Consider the following 17,719-nt stretch of genomic DNA (forward strand, 5'->3'; position numbering starts at 1 on the left):
TTTGTCGTATCGATTTGTAGGAATTCCTGGTGAGGATGCTTACGTCCGCCTTGTGGTGGAACGCTAGCGACAGTGCCTTCCAGAATCTTCAGGAGGGCTTGTTGCACCCCTTCTCCGGATACGTCACGTGTAATCGATGCGTTCTCTGATTTCCGGGCAACTTTATCGATTTCATCAATATAGATGATTCCTTTTTCAGCACGTTCGATATCAAAATCAGCTGCCTGAATCAGTTTCAATAAAATATTTTCTACATCTTCACCGACATAGCCAGCTTCGGTCAATGAAGTTGCATCCGCAATTGCGAACGGTACATCAAGAATACGCGCCAATGTTTGAGCCAATAACGTTTTACCGCTACCTGTAGGACCAATCAGAACGATATTCGACTTCGCGATTTCCACGTCGTCGACTTTGCTATTCGTATTGATCCGTTTGTAGTGGTTGTAAACTGCAACGGCCAATGATTTTTTAGCGCGATCCTGGCCGATAATATATTCATCTAATATGCTTTGGATTTCACGCGGTTTCGGAACATCCTTAAGCTCGAAGTGCTCATCAAGGCCAACTTCCTCCTCGACAATTTCCGCACAAAGTTCAACACACTCATCACAAATATAAACACCCTGACCGGCAACAAGCTTTCTCACCTGGTCTTGGGTTTTACCACAAAAAGAACAACTCAAATTATCTTTTTCGTCATTAAATTTGAACATCAAGCTCACCCCTATTCAAGTGACAATCTTACAAGATTCCCCCGGTTTTATCAACTATTTAGAACTTACCCTCTATAGTTGCCCAATAAATCCTTACCTATGAAAAACAAGGCACGGGAACCCGCACCTTGCATTTTTCATTACTTATTATTCAGCGACTTTTGCATTTTCAACTAGGAATTCAACTGTCTTGTTGAAACGCAAGTCGTTTTCAAGCACTTTTGTTCCACCCAATGTCTGTTTGATTTGGTCAACTTCCATACCGAATTGCCCAGACATTTTTTCAAGTTCTGCGTTGATTTCTTCTTCTGTTACTTTAATATCCTCAGCAGCTCCGATTGCCTCAAGTGTCAAGGAAACGCGGACGCGGCTAAGTGCATCGTCTCTCATTTGTGCACGTAATGCAGCTTCATCTTGACCAGAGAATTGGAAGTACAGGTCGAGGTTCATACCTTGCATTTGAAGGCGTTGACCGAATTCATCCATCATACGGTCCACTTCGGAATCGATCATCACTTCAGGGATATCGATTTCAGCGTTGCGTGCTGCTGCTTCTACAAGATCATCACGCATTGCTGTTTCAGATGCGGTCTTCTTCTCTTCGACCGTCTGTTCTTTCATTTTTGCGCGAAGCTCTTCAAGGCTCTCGACGTTCTCATCGATTTCCTTTGCAAGCTCATCATCAAGCTCAGGAACTTCCTTCGACTTGATTTCATGCACTTTCACTTTGAATACAGCTGGTTTGCCAGCCAATTCTGCTGCGTGATACTCTTCAGGGAAAGAAACTTCAACGTCTTTTTCTTCGCCTTGTTTCATACCCACGACTTGCTCTTCGAAACCAGGGATGAATGAACCCGATCCGATTTCAAGATCGTACCCTTCCGCTTTGCCGCCTTCGAAAGCTTCGCCATCAACGAATCCTTCGAAATCGAGGTTGACAGTATCACCGTTTTCAGCAGCGCCGTCTTCCTTTACAACCATTTCAGCTAATGCTGTTTGGCGATCTTTTAATTGCTCTTCGATTTCTTCGTCTGTCACTTCAGTTTCCTGACGTGTTACTTCAAGACCTTTATAGTCGCCAAGCTTCACTTCAGGCTTCAATGTAACATGTGCTTTGAATACGAGCGTTTTGCCTTTTTCCATTTCATCGATTTCGATTTCTGGTTGAGCAATCGGTTCTACACCCGCTTCATCAAGAGCATTTGAATAGGCTTCAGGCAGGATGATATCAAGCGCATCATTATATAGCGATTCTACGCCATACATTCTTTCAAACATTTTGCGAGGCATTTTCCCTTTACGGAATCCAGGCGCTTGGACTTTCTTTACAACTTTCTTGAATGCTTCGTCCAATGCGGCGTCTACTTTTTCAGCAGGAACTTCAACTGTGAGCGTTCCTTTATTGCCTTCTTCTTTTTCCCATTTAACAGACATTTAAATACCTCCGAATCATTATGACCAGTATATTTTCTCACGTTTATACGCTATTTACAACCATTACAGTATATCATAGTCTTTCGATCTTTCAACAGATTTCCTGCATATTACCTTTCTGTCTGTTGATCAACAGATCTGATCATGGAATTCAGCTCTGTTGCAATGACAGGCTCCCCAGTAAACATGCTCTCTATGTATTGTGTATACGCATCAGCAACGTCAGTAGTTGAAAATTCATCCCAACAAAATGGATAGGCAACGATGCCATACCGAAGACTTGCGTCGATCGCCATCTGCATGCGTGTTGGATCCTTCTCGAATAGGATGCCGATTTGATTGACCACATCGATGGAGCGCTCGTCCTGACTGGGAAGTTCGAGTTCTGCAGGGATGACCTGTTTTGATTGTCCAAATTTACGGACCGTCAATTCCCCTTCATAGCCGGAATCACGCAGAAGCACAAGCGCATACGTTATGACAATCGGATGAAGGCTTTCCTTTTCGACAATTTGTGACAACAGAATTTGGGTCGCCCTATCTAATTCACTGTTTTCAAATTCAGCAAGCATTTTTTGTTGCGTTTCAGTCGTTCCTTCCAAGAATTCCTCCATGGTGAACGTATCGAATTTTCGAGGTTCCAAGTCCTCCCGTAAATATCGATAGGAAAGTCTCTTATTTAACTCCCGTAAGTAGTTGAACTTATTCACCATGTCAGGCGGGACGATATCTTCATCAAGAAGGGCTTCAATCGTCATTTCCACTTCGTCATAATCTTGTAATTGGATGCTGATGGCCAAATACAATTCCATGGCGTCAAGATAATCCGTTGTGCCGCTATGTAGTAATTTTGTTGCCACTTCTTTCGCTAAAGGAAAATCTTTTGTTTCATATAAAGAAACCGCGTATGGCGCCAATATGCGGGTATTGTCGGAATCGAAGTGATACGCTTGCCCGAAGGCCTCTACAGCTTCTGCGTAGTCCGTATCTTCGACCGCATCGAGCCCTCTTTCGATCAGCCGTTCCAAGGCGCCAGGAAACACGACGACATTATCCTTTTTTACAAGCCTTCCATATCTATGTCTCACTGGATTCACCTTCTTTCATCCATCCACTATACCATATAGCATTTTCCAACCGGAAATGAATTATTCATTTCTTACTTGTATATATTCACTTTCAAACAAAAAAGCCAATACCGGCACTATACCGACGTTCGGCTTTTGTTTTGATTTCATAACAACTTTTCCAACTCTGATAGTAAAGCAATAACTTGATCGGACGCTCTTTGAAGGTGTTTAAAAGCATTTTCCGCTTCGGACAGATTGCCCTGTTCAAAGCTTTGGACAGCTTGTTTGGCAAAGTAATGAACAGCTTTATGAGGTTCTTCCAATTGCCGGAAAGTCGGCTGGTTTTTAAGTTCATGAGATAAGTCTCCATAATACCATAATCCAAGTCTACAAGTTTCATAGTTTGCAGCGTTTTGTGTATCAACATCGTCCAATCCTAACAGGACATTGTACACTCGCCATTTCCAAAGGAGATGATCAGTTTTTGCTACTTTGATAATATCTTTGGAATTTAACCTAATATTCGTTTCGAAGAAAGTCCGACGATACTCGTCCATCTGCATGCTCAGATCGTAGATTACATTTGCCGTTCCCCTCGCAACGTCTTGGGATATCAAGCCAAGATCATGCATCTCTGAATTGCGATGGGCAATATCCATTATTGCAGACGTCTGCTCTTCCGTCATTGTGGCAATTTGCGAAGTCGATTCGTTGATTGTTTGCATCGTCGAAACAATCCTTTCCAGCGCCTCGTCAGCATTTTGCGCTTCAGCAACACTACGATTGACCAAGTTTTCAGTATCTCGAATTTGTCGTGTTACTTGGTGGGAAACCCTTTGCAACGACTCCAGATTTCCAGTTATTTGTATCGTTTGGGTTTTTGTATGTTCCGCCAGTTTTCTTACTTCCTCTGCAACGACTGCAAAGCCTTTCCCATATTCTCCCGCTCTAGCCGCCTCAATACTTGCATTCAAAGCAAGAAGATTCGTTTGGTCAGTCACTTCACGGATAACTTTGATAACACTTTGTGTTTGTTCGATTTCATGATTCAGCTGATCGACTTGGCGAATCACGCCGGTGTAAACGTTACCCACTTCTTGAATGTCTTCCAACGCTTTGTTAATAATATCTTTACTTTCTGCGGCAGAATCTACGGCTTCCTCTGTATTTTCCGCCACTTTGATGGATTGGTCGGCTACTTCCATAACGGATGCGCTCATCTCTTCTGTAGCCGCTGTAATATTTTGACTTCCATTTACAACCTTATCCATTTCAGCAATCAACATCTTTGTCGTATCCAACTTCGTCAAATCATTCAAAACATCAGAAACGTCAAACAGAAACGATTTGAAAGTTTCCTCCATATACACTTCAACGATCAGTTGCTGATCGAAGGCAGCAAGTTTCCCAATTCCAAGGACGGAATTAATCATTTTAGTTGGCTGATGATGAAGTTTTTCCATCAGAATCGTCGTCATATTTTGAATGAGCAAGTGATGCGCGGCTATAAAGTGCTCAGCTGTCAAGTGAATACGGCTGTGCACTTGGCCGACAATGATTCTCGTCCGTATATAATCCATATCGACGTTTGCATGAAGAAGCTGATCTACATAGTTATCCATCGTATTTCGTAAACGATCAACCGTGGAATGCTTCGTAATCATTTGCTTAAAATGATCGACACTCATAATATGTCGATAAAATCTATCTACAATCTCTTCTTTATGCGGCAAAAGTATCGGCAACACTTCTTGAACATGAGCTATCGTCTCTTGAGTGACACCCATAAATAACAGTCTTTCAGATACCCTTTCACCCATTGAGGAAATCTCATTAGCTGAATTGATGTTGTCCAGAAATTCTGTCCAAGGCTTCGTTTTTCTTTTGAATAGCCTCATATTAATCCCCCTCATCCTTTTCTGCTATTCTTCACCTATTACCATTAAAAAAACCGATCTTTACGGATATAAAGAGTCGGTTGCACTAGTCGCCCACGTAAGAATGGCTGTTCGTCGCACACAATATCAGTGTTTTTTTAAGTATTAAGCACCATTATCCATATAGTAGACAATTTTCCCAATGCCGTCAACAAAAATCATATTTGCATTATTAGTATAAAATATCGGATAATGAGCAGTAAAAAACAGCCGTCTATTCGATGTAAATCAAAGAATAGACGACTGTTGTTGTCCTTATTATTCATTTATGCATTCGCCCCGGTAAGATGCGCATCGAACATATCGATAATCGTAAGGAAATGATCCGCTTCGCGATAAACGTGGTCTGCTAATAATGGATGGATAATGCTTTTTATTTTACATTCTTCAATCAATTCTCTCGCCGTCTTTTTGAAATCTCGAAGGGAAACTACAGACACCCGATTTTGATCTAGGAATTGGTCTAACAAGGGAACTGTTTGAGAGTATGGTCTCATCCCGTCTAAATCTCGTGCTTGGAACAACAATTCATCGAAATCATTGCTGAAATTCCTTGCGACATCGACTAGCTTTCTTTCCGAAGGATCGAGCAGATGCCCGATGAACTTTGCATGATCGGCCATAATTCGTAAAAAGAACACATTCTCTTTGATGATTGCATCAGCAAGCGGTTTCAATTTACCTTCGTTCAACTCAATGAGGCGCTTTCTGAAATAATTGGCTTCCCTACTAACATGGTCAACCAATAGAGGGAAATTGTTTCCGCCCGGCAACTGACATGAGAGGATCAACCCTAACACTTTTCGTTTAAAAGCGTAAATATTCGCCGCTGCCACCTGAACTTCCGAATTGAACCTTCTGATAGTCATAGGGTCTGTTTGATTCGTATAAGCATGCGACTGTTGTTCAATCCGTTCAAATATATGATAAAATTGATTTGCTTCTGCGATTAGTTGTGTATCTTCACATCTAAACCCTAACCTTAGAAATAAGGAATGTTCTTTCATGATCCTGGACCAAAACTGAATTTCTTCCAATGACCGTTCCACAAACTCCATAGGCGAAATGTTAGGACCATCGCTTTGATACTCTTCATTCCAATACATACGAATCTCCCCCTTGTATGCATACGTACTGAATCAATCTATTCCTAGCAAAGTTGTCCCTATTCCAAAGATTTTCAAGAGACTAACTTTTCGTATGTACACAAAGGAGTTTCCTCGTCAATAGCTCCTGATTCTCCAAGCGGCGAAGAAGCGGGTATAACGTACTTTGCTCAATGGCTACGCCTGCCTTTTCAAGACATCGGACTAATGAATAGCCGTATTGAGGCGTCTTTAATTGACTCAAGACAGCAAGAGTTCACGTTTCATTATTTTCCCTAAATTTCAATCCATCTTTCTTTTAAAGTCATCCTCTTAGCTTCCGATTAATATCCCATTTCTTTTAATATGCGTGACAGTGTACGCAAACGTTCTCCAATTAATTCACCATCATCACTAAGGGCTTGATTGAATAATTGAATATCCTCTTTGATTTGCTCATTATCAGTGCAAACTTCCACCGTCATCGCATCGCCTTGCAGGCCAACACGTTTAATGATCGGATTCTCCGGGTCATATAAATCGTTATAGCGATATGCATCCTTGAAATAAAGCTGGGACTCACATACCAATATTGCCAGGTCAAGAACACGGTGAAGCGGCATTTCTTCAGATTGACGTGACCACTTGCCTCCTGTATGTCTCCATACTTTTGCGGAAATATCCACTTTCCCACGATCATTCCACTGCGCCAACCCTAGTGACAGCCCTTGTGCATCTGTTTTATAGGCAGTACGTCCGTCGATATTGGCATAATTTTCAGCAACGATAACCGGCTTATGCTTTAGATGTGTTGGTATTTTCATTTGAAAACTCTCCTTTTACTAAATTACTAAATTACTGATTTAGTAAATATACACCTTCAGTTTCCCCATGTCAAGAGTTTGCCAAAACGCAAAAAAACGACCAAAAACGCTTATACAACAACGTTTTTGATCGTTTCTAGATAGTTTATATGTGGATTAATTAATTTCTTTCCAATTAGAATGTTTCACCAACCGGGTCAGCCGGCGTATGTTTGCTATGATTTTCTGTTCGGAAACGACCTTCCCATTTCGCCATAACAACCGTAGCCAATGCATTTCCAAGCACGTTCACGACCGTTCGGCCCATGTCGAGCAGTCGATCAACACCTGCGATAAACGCCAGCCCTTCCAAAGGAATACCGACTGTGCCTAGCGTTGCGAGCAATACAACAAAGGAAACGCCCGGCACACCTGCAATACCGTTAGAAGTAATCATCAGCACTAACACTAATGTGACCTGTTCCATAACGCTCAAATCAATTCCATACATTTGTGCGATGAAGATTGCTGCAAGTGCTTGGTATAATGTCGAGCCGTCCAGGTTGAAGGAATAGCCCGTCGGAATCACAAACGACACGATGTCTTTCGGCGAACCGAATTTCTGCATTTTCTCCATAAGCTTCGGCAAAACAGTTTCAGAACTGGATGTCGAATAAGCTAAGATCAGTTCATCTTTCAATAGTTTTATAATACTGAAAATGCTCGAACCAACAATCTTCGCAATTCCGCCCAATACAACGATGACGAAGAAAATCATTGTTACATACACAAGAATCATCAATTTACCGAGCGGCACTAATGATTCGAGTCCGAATTTCGATACCGTCACACCGATCAAACCGAATACACCAATCGGCGCGAATTTCATAATCAAGTTTGTCACCCAGAACATCGCGTCTGCAGTACCTTGGAAAAAGGCAAGTACAGGCTTTCCACGTTCACCGATAGAAGCTACCCCTAATCCGAACAACACGGAGAAGAAAATAACCGCGAGCATATCAGCTGACGCCATTGATTGAATAATATTGCTCGGCACGATGCCGACAAGAACGTCCATGAATCCTTCGTTTTGTACACTTTCAGTTGTTTGCACATACGAGTCGATATCGCCTTTAGCCAATTTCGACATATCAACGCCCACACCCGGCTTGAAAATATTCGCTGCGGATAATCCAACGATGATAGCAATAAACGAAACGACTTGGAAGTAGATCATTGTCTTTCCGCCTAGTTTGCCTAATTGTTTCAAATCGCCAGTGCCTGCGACGCCGACAATCAATGTTGAGACGATGATCGGCACGACAATCATTTTAATCATGTTAATAAAAATTGTACCAAGCGGCTGTAAATACGTTTCTATGCCGGGGTGGCCATAAAAGATCGCTCCGACGATAATTCCTGCTATTAGTCCGATCAGTATTTGATAAGCTAAAGGTATTCTAAATTTCTTTTTCATATAAGTGCCTCCCTCTTCTACCAATGAAAGCGTTTTCTCACTTTTCACTAGTGTAAGGAGGACTTACCCAATCCGACAAAATCCGACATGACACTTCATTATTTTTTTTGCAGGAAATACGCTCAATATTTCTTATATCTTTCCCCTGTTTCAATATAGAGCACTTGAAGGAACTTCTTAATATTGATTTTTACGCGGGAAGGTGTAGGAAGGTCTTCTTCGATTTGTTTCATGCGAAGGCGAATGTCCTGGAAGTCAAAATAGCGCGGTGCATAATATTCGAATTGAGGCGATGTATAATCGACGACTCCCCTTGAGGCGAGATTATTGACAGCCGCTACGATAGTTCTTCGGATCCGCTGCTCAATCGCTTTACTTTCTTTCGCTACATCGGCATTTTCCATTTTCCGAGCGGCCGCCTCATATAGATTCTTTAACGGCGGCAACTGAGGGAACCTGTCTTGTTGCTGCATCAGCATGTCCATGATGGCAACGATGTCATCGCTGCCCGCTTCCCCAATAATCCCCATATCATTTAAGATGAATCGAACAATATCACTCACACTTTGTCGTGCAGGTTGTTCAGCTGCCGTACCGATATTCGCAAGCGATTCTCGAATCAGTTGAAGCGACTGTTGTAGCTGATAGCTCTCCTTGGTCTTCGTGAGTACGCTCCGCACTTCCACGCGATTAATCGGCTTGTGGATAAAGAACTCCACCCCTTTTTCATACGCTTCGCCAACCATTTCTTTATTGACGATCTGGGATATCATGATGAATTGCCCGCGGAACCCCTGCTTTTTCAATTGCTCCATCGTTTCGATTCCATCAAGCTGCGGCATGAGAAAGTCGATCAGAACAATGTCCGGCTGCATAGAAAGTATGGGCGCCAGTGCCTTCACCCCATTTTCCGCCTCTCCAGCCACATATCCGAGTCCATATTCATTAATAACTTGTCCGAGCATTCTTCGGCATGCCAAATCATCATCTACGATAAAAAAACGCATGTTTAATCACCTCGTTTTCGAATAGTATGGAATGGAATCCGAATTTGAAAAACCGTCCCTTTTTCCGGCGTTTCAATATGGATCTCCCCTTGGAGCATCTGAACGATCTGTTGAACATGGGAAAGGCCTATTCCTGTTGCCGCCACTCCCTGTTCATTAAACTTTGTCGTGTACCCCGGTTCAAAAAGTATAGGGATATCTTCTTTTGGAATTCCTTTGCCTGTGTCCCGAACCATGATTACTAGATCCTCCGCTTCCTCAAACACTTCAATGGCAACAGCGCCTGTGTGAGTGATCGACTCAACAGCATTGGCCGTCACGTTGTTCATTAACGCCAACAAAGGGATATGCTGATTCGTTTCATAATCCACCTTCATCGTTAGTCGGAAGTCGACCTTGCGCTTCAACAAGTCACTATATTTCCTGTTCGAAGTGATTACGATATCGAACAGATCGGATAATAAAAAGCGGTCCGTGCTTGTTTCTTTCGTAATCGTAGACAATCCCGACAGTATGCGCTGGGAGTCTTTTTTCACTTCATGGATTTCTTGCGCAATGGCCAGCGCCTGCACACTCAAAGCTTGCAAGTCTTTTTGTTTTAATTTCCGGTACAAATCATGACTTGCAGCTGTCACTTGCTCAATATGATTCATCGACTTCTGTAAATAAAGCGACTCTGCATACAGATTCGAACCGATGCCAAGCATTTCCTGGACGCGTTTTTTCTGCTCAGACAATATGAAGGAGCTATATAAACCAACAACGAAGAAACTGCGCAGCATGGCCACACCGCCAAGCAATGCCCAGTCTTTCCACAAGAGGGCTTCACGGTTCAGCAACCAGATTCGAATAAGGTTTTCCATGCCGTTCCCGATGAACTCAAACAATGCCGCCCATGTACCTAACAAAAGTGGTGCCGCACGATAGTTGTCAAGACGAATAATATGAAAACCTAACGTAAATACAATGTAATACAACAAGACAGGCATATGATGCTGAAAGCTTTCCATGAATGAAACAGATGTCGCCGTCATTTCAACGCTGATTCGAAATACAACGACAGTCAAGCCGGTCACAACCCCCGTCAATGGTAGAGATCCGACTGGCCTGATGAGGAGGAGCAGAAAAAAAGTAATCGTTCCTAAACTAAAGCGGAACGCCTCTCCATAGAAAGGAATAAGTTTAAGTTCTCCCGCGACAGCCGTCAATAAAGCAGTCAACAGTAAAGCTGTCAAATCAATTTTATGTACTTTTTGAATCGAATGCTGCTTATTATACATATAATGTCTCCTGTTAGTTGAATCCATCCACTCAAGAATTATAGCATGAGAATCCATTATCAATCATCAGCCGGCGTATCGTTAAAAATAAAAAGCGATTCAAATGTAGAAAGTAACATTTGAATCGCTTTTCCATTAGCAGGAACCGTTAATTTATTGAACGATAATCTTCAATCAAATTTCGCACGTTGGATTCAATGATGTTCTCATCATAGTTTCCAATTTTATGATGGGGATGCGGCTGAAACCACTGAACTTCATTGTCGTGAAATAAACCTCGGTAATCATTTCCTTCAATAGTTAGTTTAAATTGAAGACGTTCGTTAGTTTGTCCTTCAAACAACGGTGTAATCACTTCAAAGTTTTGCAGCATAGTGAAATTCCCTCCCTAAATTGTTCTCTAATACCTTGTTTTCATTTTGATCATCTACTTATATTACATACCCCAATAATAAAAGTAATATGTAGAAAAAAAAGAGTTCAATGTACTCAAAAATAAAAAAATGACCATTAACGCTGTAATTTCAACGTCATGGTCATTTTCCCTACTATTTAACTGATTACGTCCCAGGAGGGATTCGAACCCCCGACCCACAGCTTAGAAGGCTGTTGCTCTATCCAACTGAGCTACTGAGACATGTTGTTTGGCAATTCGATTGCCTAACGACAAATTTTATTATAGGCAGGTTCAATGGAAAAGTCAATGCTAATTTGCGATATTTTTCATTTTCACTGTAATAACTGTTTCCATATCCATATTTTTAAAATAAATATGATAGCCGTCCTTCCATGCTATTTCAGCAAAAGTAGGCTGCTTACCGGCTCTCGGGAGCAGCGTGCTTCCCGGATTGACGAATAATATGCCTTCCTTCAACTCAGCTGCATACGAATGGGAATGGCCAAACAGGACAATGTCAGCTCCAAGTTCCCGCGCCCCGTAATACAACGGCAGCATTGTCCGTTTGACATCGTGCTCATGCCCATGTACCATCCAAATTTTCTTGCCGCCCACTTCAACGATGACCGAGTCTGGAAAACGTTGATCCTTGTCACAATTTCCTTTAACGATATGAATAGTATGCAAAATAGGATCTTCCCATGACAATTCGCTATCTCCACAATGAAATAGTGCATCCGCCTGCAATGCGGAAACGGTCCTCACCGTTTCCTTATCGCCATGCGAATCGCTCATGACAATGATCTTCATTGCCCTTCACCCAATAAATCCAACAGCTGCGGCAATTGCTCTTTCAACTGCCGAAGAGCCGCGCCCCGATGAGAAATCTGGCTTTTCTCCTCCGGTGTCAGTTCAGCCATCGCAAGCCCTTTTTCCGGAGCATAGAAGATTGGATCATAACCGAAGCCGTTCGAACCTCTTCTCTCTTCCAAAATCAATCCTTCACAACTTCCCGAAAATGTGGCAGTTTCCCTACCAGGACCCGCAACGGCAAGTACACAACGGAAACGGGCCGTACGCTCTCCTTCTGGCACTCCCTGAAGCTCCGACAGCACTTTGTCTATATTCGCTTCGTCATTCTTCGGCTCGCCCGCATAACGCGCGGAATAGACGCCTGGAGCCCCTTGGAGCTCATCGATTTCCAGTCCACTATCATCAGCGATGACCGTGATGCCCAACATTTGCGAAACCGTCTCCGCCTTCAAGATGGCATTTTCCTCAAATGTAACACCAGTCTCTTCCACATCTATATCCTGTTCGAGGTCATTCAATGTTTGCACATCAAAACCATATGGGACGAATAGCGTCTCAAAATCCTTCGCCTTCCCTTTATTATTTGTCGCAATCAATATTTTTTTCATCATACTTCGCCATCCTTTCCTCCAATAAGCGTAGCAATCTCGCCAAGCGCCTCCTTTTGGATGCCGATCAATCGTTGGATGCCTGATTCCGCAAGTTCAACAAGATCATTCATTTCCTGTCTTGTGAATGTCGCTTCCTCACCAGTTCCCTGTAATTCGACAAATTCTCCTGCGCCGGTCATGACAACATTCATATCGACAGCCGCCGCCGAGTCCTCAGGATAATCAAGATCCAATAGCAAGATACCTTCTTCCGTCTTTCCTACACTGATCGCCGCCAAATAGTCTTTGATTGGGAAGTGACTTAATTCCTTCTCCTTCACCACTTTGGAAACAGCGATACACATAGCGACAAAAGCACCTGTAATAGAGGCTGTCCGTGTGCCTCCATCCGCTTGAATAACATCACAATCAATCCAGATTGTTCGTTCGCCGAGCGAACCAAGGTCTATGACAGCGCGCATAGCTCGGCCAATCAAACGCTGGATTTCCATCGTTCTTCCCCCCACTTTGCCACGTGAGGATTCCCGATGAGTCCTCTGACCAGTCGCACGAGGGAGCATCGAGTATTCAGCTGTCACCCAGCCTTGTCCACTGCCTCTCAGAAAAGGAGGAACCCTTTCCTCAATGGATGCTGTGCAAATCACCTTTGTATTCCCGACTGAGATCAGCACCGACCCTTCAGGATGAATTAAATAATCCGGCTCAATCGTTACCGGCCGTCCCATACCTGCAGTTCTTCCATCATGTCTCATTTTGGATACCCTCCACAATTCGAATTCAGCATTCATCTTACCATACACATTTTCGTCATAGCAAAAACCCGGATGCCTAAATAGGCTTCCAGGCTTCACAGTACAATATGTCTGACATCGGGATTTTCGATGCCGAGCCAATCAATTGCAATCGATTTGAATCCATCCAAATTCCCTGTCGTGAAAAATATCGGCTCTTTCCGTCCACCGGAAATGTTGGCAACGCCAAATTCCGATAGCGTATTCTCCACGTCCCGTACTGTCTCATATGCCGACGATACGATATTCACGCCTATTGGCAGCTGTTCCTGAATTTGATCCTGTAGAAGTGGATAATGCGTGCAGCCCAAAATGGCCGTATCGAATTCCAAATGTACAATCGGCTCCAATGATCTTTTCATGATCGGCCGAATATCCATTTGCCTGTATTGCCCACTTTCAACAAGAGGAACAAACTCAGGACAAGCTAGCGGAATAATTTCCGCATTCGCCGAAATAGAGGTGATGGCATACTCATATGCCTTGCTTTTGATCGTTCCAACCGTGCCCAACACCGCGATACTTCCGGTAGATGAAACATGCACGGCCGCCCTGGCCCCAGGTTCAATAACTCCTAAAACAGGAAATGGATAACGTTCACGCAACATATCCAGCGTCACTGCAGTAGCCGTATTGCAAGCGACGACCAACATCTTGATACCCATGTCGGCAAGTGCGTCAGCCATCTCCAATGTAAATTCCTTAACTTCTTCAACTGAACGTGGCCCATATGGACAACGCGCATCATCGCCTATATAAATAATGGTTTCATCAGGTAAAAATTGGTGCATTTCCTTAACGACGGTCAATCCGCCGACACCGGAATCAATGACTCCGATTGGTGCTTCATTCGGAATCTTCAATCCTTGATCATCTCTTTGTGCAGTTTTGTCAACAATCGGGAAAACTCGTTTATTTCCACTTCTGAAAAATCCTCGAGAACTGCACTTAAATAATTCCGTCGTTTGTCGATCACTTCTTCGATGATGCGTTCACCCTCACCTAACAAATGAATGCGGACGACACGGCGATCCTGTTCATCACGCACCCTCTTGACGAGCTTGTTGTTTTCCATGCGATCGACGAGATCAGTCGTCGTGCTAAAAGCCAGATACATCTTATTCGACAAATCACCGATCGTCATGTCTCCATGCTCGAACAACCATTGCAAGGCAATGAATTGTGGAGGTGTAATCGTATAATTGCTTAAAATTTTTCGGCCTTGCTGTTTAATGATCCCAGATATATATCGAAGTTCCTTTTCCATCTGAGCAATGTTCTCAGTGCCTTCAAGACTCATTGCGTTTTGTTCCGTCACATATACCAGCTCCCTGAAAACGAATACTGTCTACTTATTGTCACCTTTTTCGTCATATAACGCAACAGTTTTAAAAAGGATTAGAAGCATATGATGTTTTTCAGGGAGCTGAGCATATTCATGTGTATGACGGTTCATAACGAGTCATGTATAAAGGAACAACAATAGATTTGCTTAATTCAGTTTCAGTTCCCCTAATCGCAACAATTCGACAATCGCTTGTGCCCTTCCGGATACTCCTAATTTCTGAATGGTATTAGAAATATGATTCCGGACGGTTTTTTCGCTAATGCCGAGCCGTCCTGCGATTTCTTTCGTCGTATGATCATCCACTAATAGATGAAAGATTTCTCGCTCCCTTGCTGTTAGCAAAGAACGGTTTTTCATTTCTCCTGTCAAGACGCGCCCCCTCCTATCCACGTTCACTTTACAATATGTGAGGAAGGTTTAGGCTGTGCCGGCTCGTTCATCATTTTACCGGGAAAATCCGGATTTTTGATCGTTTTTCCATGGAACGGATTTACCTGTTCTTCTATCGATTTGAACAATCGTTCCCCTGCCTGTAAATGCGATTTCACCCTTTGCGTTCTTCGCCATATAATGGATGTCGACAGAGCTGTTGCCGACAGATGCCGCTTTGACATAAATCGACAATTGTTCATCGAAAAATACTTGTTTCATATAGTCGCACTGGAGGTCGGCAACAACCGGTATTGTCGTTCCTTTCGGATCAAGCCATTCTTCCATATGGCCAACGTGCTTCAAATATTCAATCCTCGCATATTCAAAGTATGCGAATGTGACTGTATTGTTTAGATGTCCGTACATGTCCGTCTCAGAAAAACGGACGGATACCGGTACCGAAAATGTGAACTCTTCCGCCCACAATTCCATGTTTTCAATATATGCAATCCTCAACAATCCCACCCCTTTATCAATTACGCCTCGGCGTAATTGCGTCTGGATTTTGAATTGTGCTTGCACAATTAACGCCTTTCAAAATCCGTGACATCCGCCGGAGGCTTTATCTTTGTATCAGCATGCCTAAGTACATCCACTGGATAGGAGATAAAGCTTGTATTCATCATATAGATGGGTTATCTGCTGAACAAAGATAAAATGAATGAACATTCATTCTTTTATTATAGCAAATAGTTAGCAAACATCCAATAGAATAAGAGATTTATGCAGCATGCATGCTTTGGACGTGAAACGGCTTACGAGAGACGCGCGATGGACACCTGTGGACGCGGAGTCACTTGATGACAAAAAAAGGACTGTCACAGAAAGTCATTTTCGACTTTCTGGACAGTTCTTTTTAAAAGATTATAATCAGTCAACCATATGGTCGCTTCCGAAGAAGTTTTTGAACATTTGTACTGTTGTTGCTCGGTTCATAGCAGCGATGGAAGTTGTCAAAGGAATGCCTTTCGGACAAGCGACCACACAGTTTTGCGAGTTACCGCATTCGCCAATTCCTCCGTCGGACATAATTGTTTCCAACCGCTCGTCTTTGTTCATCGCACCAGTTGGATGCGAGTTGAAAAGGCGGACTTGGGACAATAGTGCAGGTCCAATGAAGTTTGATTTGTCGTTCACGTTCGGACATGCTTCAAGACATACGCCGCAAGTCATACATTTAGACAATTCATACGCCCATTGACGTTTACGCTCCGGCATACGAGGACCTTCGCCCAAATCGTATGTACCGTCAATCGGAATCCAAGCTTTGATACGCTTGAGTGAATCGAACATGAATTCACGGTCTACAACAAGGTCGCGTACAACCGGGAATGTTCTCATCGGCTCCAGGCGGATCGGCTGTGTAAGCTGATCGACCAAAGCCGTACATGATTGGCGAGGGCGTCCATTGATCACCATTGAACATGCGCCGCAAACTTCCTCTAGGCAGTTCATGTCCCAGTTGACTGGTGTCGTTTTCTTCCCTTCGGCATTCACCGGGTTACGACGGATTTCCATTAGAGCGGAAATTACGTTCATATTCGGTCGATATGGGATTTCAAAGCTTTCCATATACGGTTTTGAATCAGGTGTGTCTTGACGCTGAATTTCAAATTTGACCGTTTTTCCTGCAGTTTGCTGTTCAAGGACAGCAGTTGTTTGCTCAGTCACTTATGTCAATCTCCTTTCTTCGCTGAATAGTCACGTTTACGCGGCGGAATCAAGGATACATCCACTTCTTCATAAGAAAGGATCGGCGCAGATTTCCCGTCGAACTCTGCGATAGTCGTTTTCAAGAAGTTTTCATCGTCACGGTTCGGGAAATCCGGTTTGTAATGCGCACCGCGGCTCTCATTACGATTCAAAGCTCCCAACGTGATGACGCGTGCCAAGTAAAGCATGTTTTTCAACTGACGAGTGAATGTAGCACCTTGGTTGGACCATTGTTGTGTATCCGTAATGTTGATGTTTTCATAACGCTCAAGAAGTTCTTGGATCTTGTTGTCGGTTTCTTGCAATTTATCGTTGTAACGAACAACCGTTACGTTATCCGTCATGATTTCTCCAAGTTCTCTATGAAGCATGTATGCATTTTCTGTTCCATCCATCTTCAACGTTGCGTCCCATTTTTGCTGTTCGTCTTTCACAGCTGCATCGAACAATGTGGAAGGAAGCTCGTCCGCTGTACGTTTTACGCCGCGCATATACTTGACCGCTTCCGGACCAGCGACCATTCCGCCATAGATGGCAGAGAGAAGTGAGTTCGCTCCTAGGCGATTCGCACCGTGCTGGGAATAATCACATTCACCAGCTGCAAACAGGCCTGGAATGTTTGTGTGCTGCTCGTAATCAACCCATAAACCACCCATTGAATAGTGGACCGCAGGGAAGATTTTCATTGGCAATTTGCGTGGATCATCGCCAGTGAACTTCTCGTAAATTTCAATAATGCCGCCAAGTTTGATATCAAGCTCTTTCGGATCTTTATGGGAAAGGTCAAGATAGACCATGTTCTCCC

Annotated in this window: 19 protein-coding genes, 1 tRNA gene and 1 pseudogene; all 21 read right to left on the reverse strand. The window is 43.2% G+C overall.

Annotated elements, in window-relative coordinates; translation table 11 throughout:
• Positions 1-716, reverse strand: a 716-nt coding sequence (clpX, locus tag AWV70_RS04590) for an ATP-dependent protease ATP-binding subunit ClpX (protein WP_082713463.1), incomplete at its 3' end; no start/stop codon positions are given.
• 147 nt (positions 717-863) lie between these two features.
• Positions 864-2,150, reverse strand: a complete 1,287-nt coding sequence (tig, locus tag AWV70_RS04595; RefSeq protein ID WP_060204833.1) for a trigger factor — start codon at positions 2,148-2,150, stop codon at positions 864-866.
• 110 nt (positions 2,151-2,260) lie between these two features.
• Positions 2,261-3,238 carry a DUF3196 family protein gene (locus AWV70_RS04600; protein ID WP_060204834.1) on the reverse strand — a complete coding sequence of 326 codons (978 nt, stop codon included), beginning with the start codon at positions 3,236-3,238 and terminating at the stop codon, positions 2,261-2,263.
• Between the two features lie 146 nt (positions 3,239-3,384).
• On the reverse strand, positions 3,385-5,118 hold the full coding sequence (locus AWV70_RS04605) for a methyl-accepting chemotaxis protein (RefSeq protein WP_060204835.1): 1,734 nt from the start codon (positions 5,116-5,118) through the stop codon (positions 3,385-3,387).
• 305 nt (positions 5,119-5,423) lie between these two features.
• Complete coding sequence (locus AWV70_RS04610; protein WP_060204836.1) at positions 5,424-6,263, reverse strand: DUF2935 domain-containing protein; 840 nt, start codon at positions 6,261-6,263, stop codon at positions 5,424-5,426.
• Between the two features lie 115 nt (positions 6,264-6,378).
• Positions 6,379-6,507: pseudogene (locus AWV70_RS22800) on the reverse strand (helix-turn-helix transcriptional regulator); the annotation flags it as partial.
• 79 nt (positions 6,508-6,586) lie between these two features.
• Positions 6,587-7,066: a DUF6530 family protein gene (locus AWV70_RS04615; protein ID WP_060204837.1), complete on the reverse strand. Its 480-nt coding sequence runs from the start codon at positions 7,064-7,066 to the stop codon at positions 6,587-6,589.
• A 175-nt stretch (positions 7,067-7,241) separates the two neighbouring features.
• Entirely contained in the window at positions 7,242-8,522 is a 1,281-nt protein-coding gene (locus tag AWV70_RS04620) for a cation:dicarboxylate symporter family transporter (RefSeq protein WP_060204838.1), read from the reverse strand.
• A gap of 122 nt (positions 8,523-8,644) precedes the next feature.
• Positions 8,645-9,529 carry a response regulator gene (locus AWV70_RS04625; protein WP_060204839.1) on the reverse strand — a complete coding sequence of 295 codons (885 nt, stop codon included), beginning with the start codon at positions 9,527-9,529 and terminating at the stop codon, positions 8,645-8,647.
• A 2-nt stretch (positions 9,530-9,531) separates the two neighbouring features.
• Entirely contained in the window at positions 9,532-10,809 is a 1,278-nt protein-coding gene (locus tag AWV70_RS04630; RefSeq protein WP_153009899.1) for a sensor histidine kinase, read from the reverse strand.
• A 148-nt stretch (positions 10,810-10,957) separates the two neighbouring features.
• Positions 10,958-11,182, reverse strand: a complete 225-nt coding sequence (locus tag AWV70_RS04635; RefSeq protein WP_060204840.1) for a hypothetical protein — start codon at positions 11,180-11,182, stop codon at positions 10,958-10,960.
• A gap of 190 nt (positions 11,183-11,372) precedes the next feature.
• Positions 11,373-11,446 (reverse strand) — tRNA-Arg (locus AWV70_RS04640).
• Positions 11,447-11,515: 69 nt separating this feature from the next.
• The gene (locus AWV70_RS04645) at positions 11,516-12,016 is read right to left on the reverse strand and encodes a metallophosphoesterase (RefSeq protein WP_060204841.1); all 501 of its coding nucleotides are present in this window, start codon (positions 12,014-12,016) and stop codon (positions 11,516-11,518) included.
• Positions 12,013-12,627: an XTP/dITP diphosphatase gene (locus AWV70_RS04650; RefSeq protein ID WP_060204859.1), complete on the reverse strand. Its 615-nt coding sequence runs from the start codon at positions 12,625-12,627 to the stop codon at positions 12,013-12,015. The genes AWV70_RS04645 and AWV70_RS04650 overlap by 4 nt, the downstream gene beginning before the upstream one ends.
• Positions 12,627-13,382 (reverse strand): ribonuclease PH, encoded by a 756-nt coding sequence (gene rph, locus AWV70_RS04655; protein ID WP_060204842.1) that lies wholly within the window; start codon positions 13,380-13,382, stop codon positions 12,627-12,629. Before rph ends, AWV70_RS04650 begins: the two co-directional genes overlap by 1 nt.
• Before the next feature lie 95 nt (positions 13,383-13,477).
• Positions 13,478-14,284, reverse strand: a complete 807-nt coding sequence (gene racE, locus AWV70_RS04660; RefSeq protein ID WP_268777206.1) for a glutamate racemase — start codon at positions 14,282-14,284, stop codon at positions 13,478-13,480.
• Positions 14,281-14,721 carry a MarR family winged helix-turn-helix transcriptional regulator gene (locus tag AWV70_RS04665; protein ID WP_082713466.1) on the reverse strand — a complete coding sequence of 147 codons (441 nt, stop codon included), beginning with the start codon at positions 14,719-14,721 and terminating at the stop codon, positions 14,281-14,283. The genes racE and AWV70_RS04665 overlap by 4 nt, the downstream gene beginning before the upstream one ends.
• A gap of 192 nt (positions 14,722-14,913) precedes the next feature.
• A complete protein-coding gene (locus AWV70_RS04670; RefSeq protein ID WP_060204861.1) occupies positions 14,914-15,126 on the reverse strand; it encodes a helix-turn-helix domain-containing protein in 213 nt (70 codons plus the stop codon).
• Between the two features lie 87 nt (positions 15,127-15,213).
• Positions 15,214-15,657: an acyl-CoA thioesterase gene (locus tag AWV70_RS04675; protein WP_201024315.1), complete on the reverse strand. Its 444-nt coding sequence runs from the start codon at positions 15,655-15,657 to the stop codon at positions 15,214-15,216.
• A 414-nt stretch (positions 15,658-16,071) separates the two neighbouring features.
• A complete protein-coding gene (gene sdhB / locus AWV70_RS04680) occupies positions 16,072-16,872 on the reverse strand; it encodes a succinate dehydrogenase iron-sulfur subunit (RefSeq protein WP_060204844.1) in 801 nt (266 codons plus the stop codon).
• Positions 16,873-16,877: 5 nt separating this feature from the next.
• Positions 16,878-17,719: FAD-binding protein (locus AWV70_RS24335; protein ID WP_235588546.1), on the reverse strand; the 842-nt coding region annotated here is incomplete at its 5' end.

The sequence above is a fragment of the Sporosarcina koreensis genome, assembly GCF_001531445.1.
Taxonomy (GTDB): Bacteria; Bacillota; Bacilli; order Bacillales_A; family Planococcaceae; genus Sporosarcina; species Sporosarcina koreensis_C.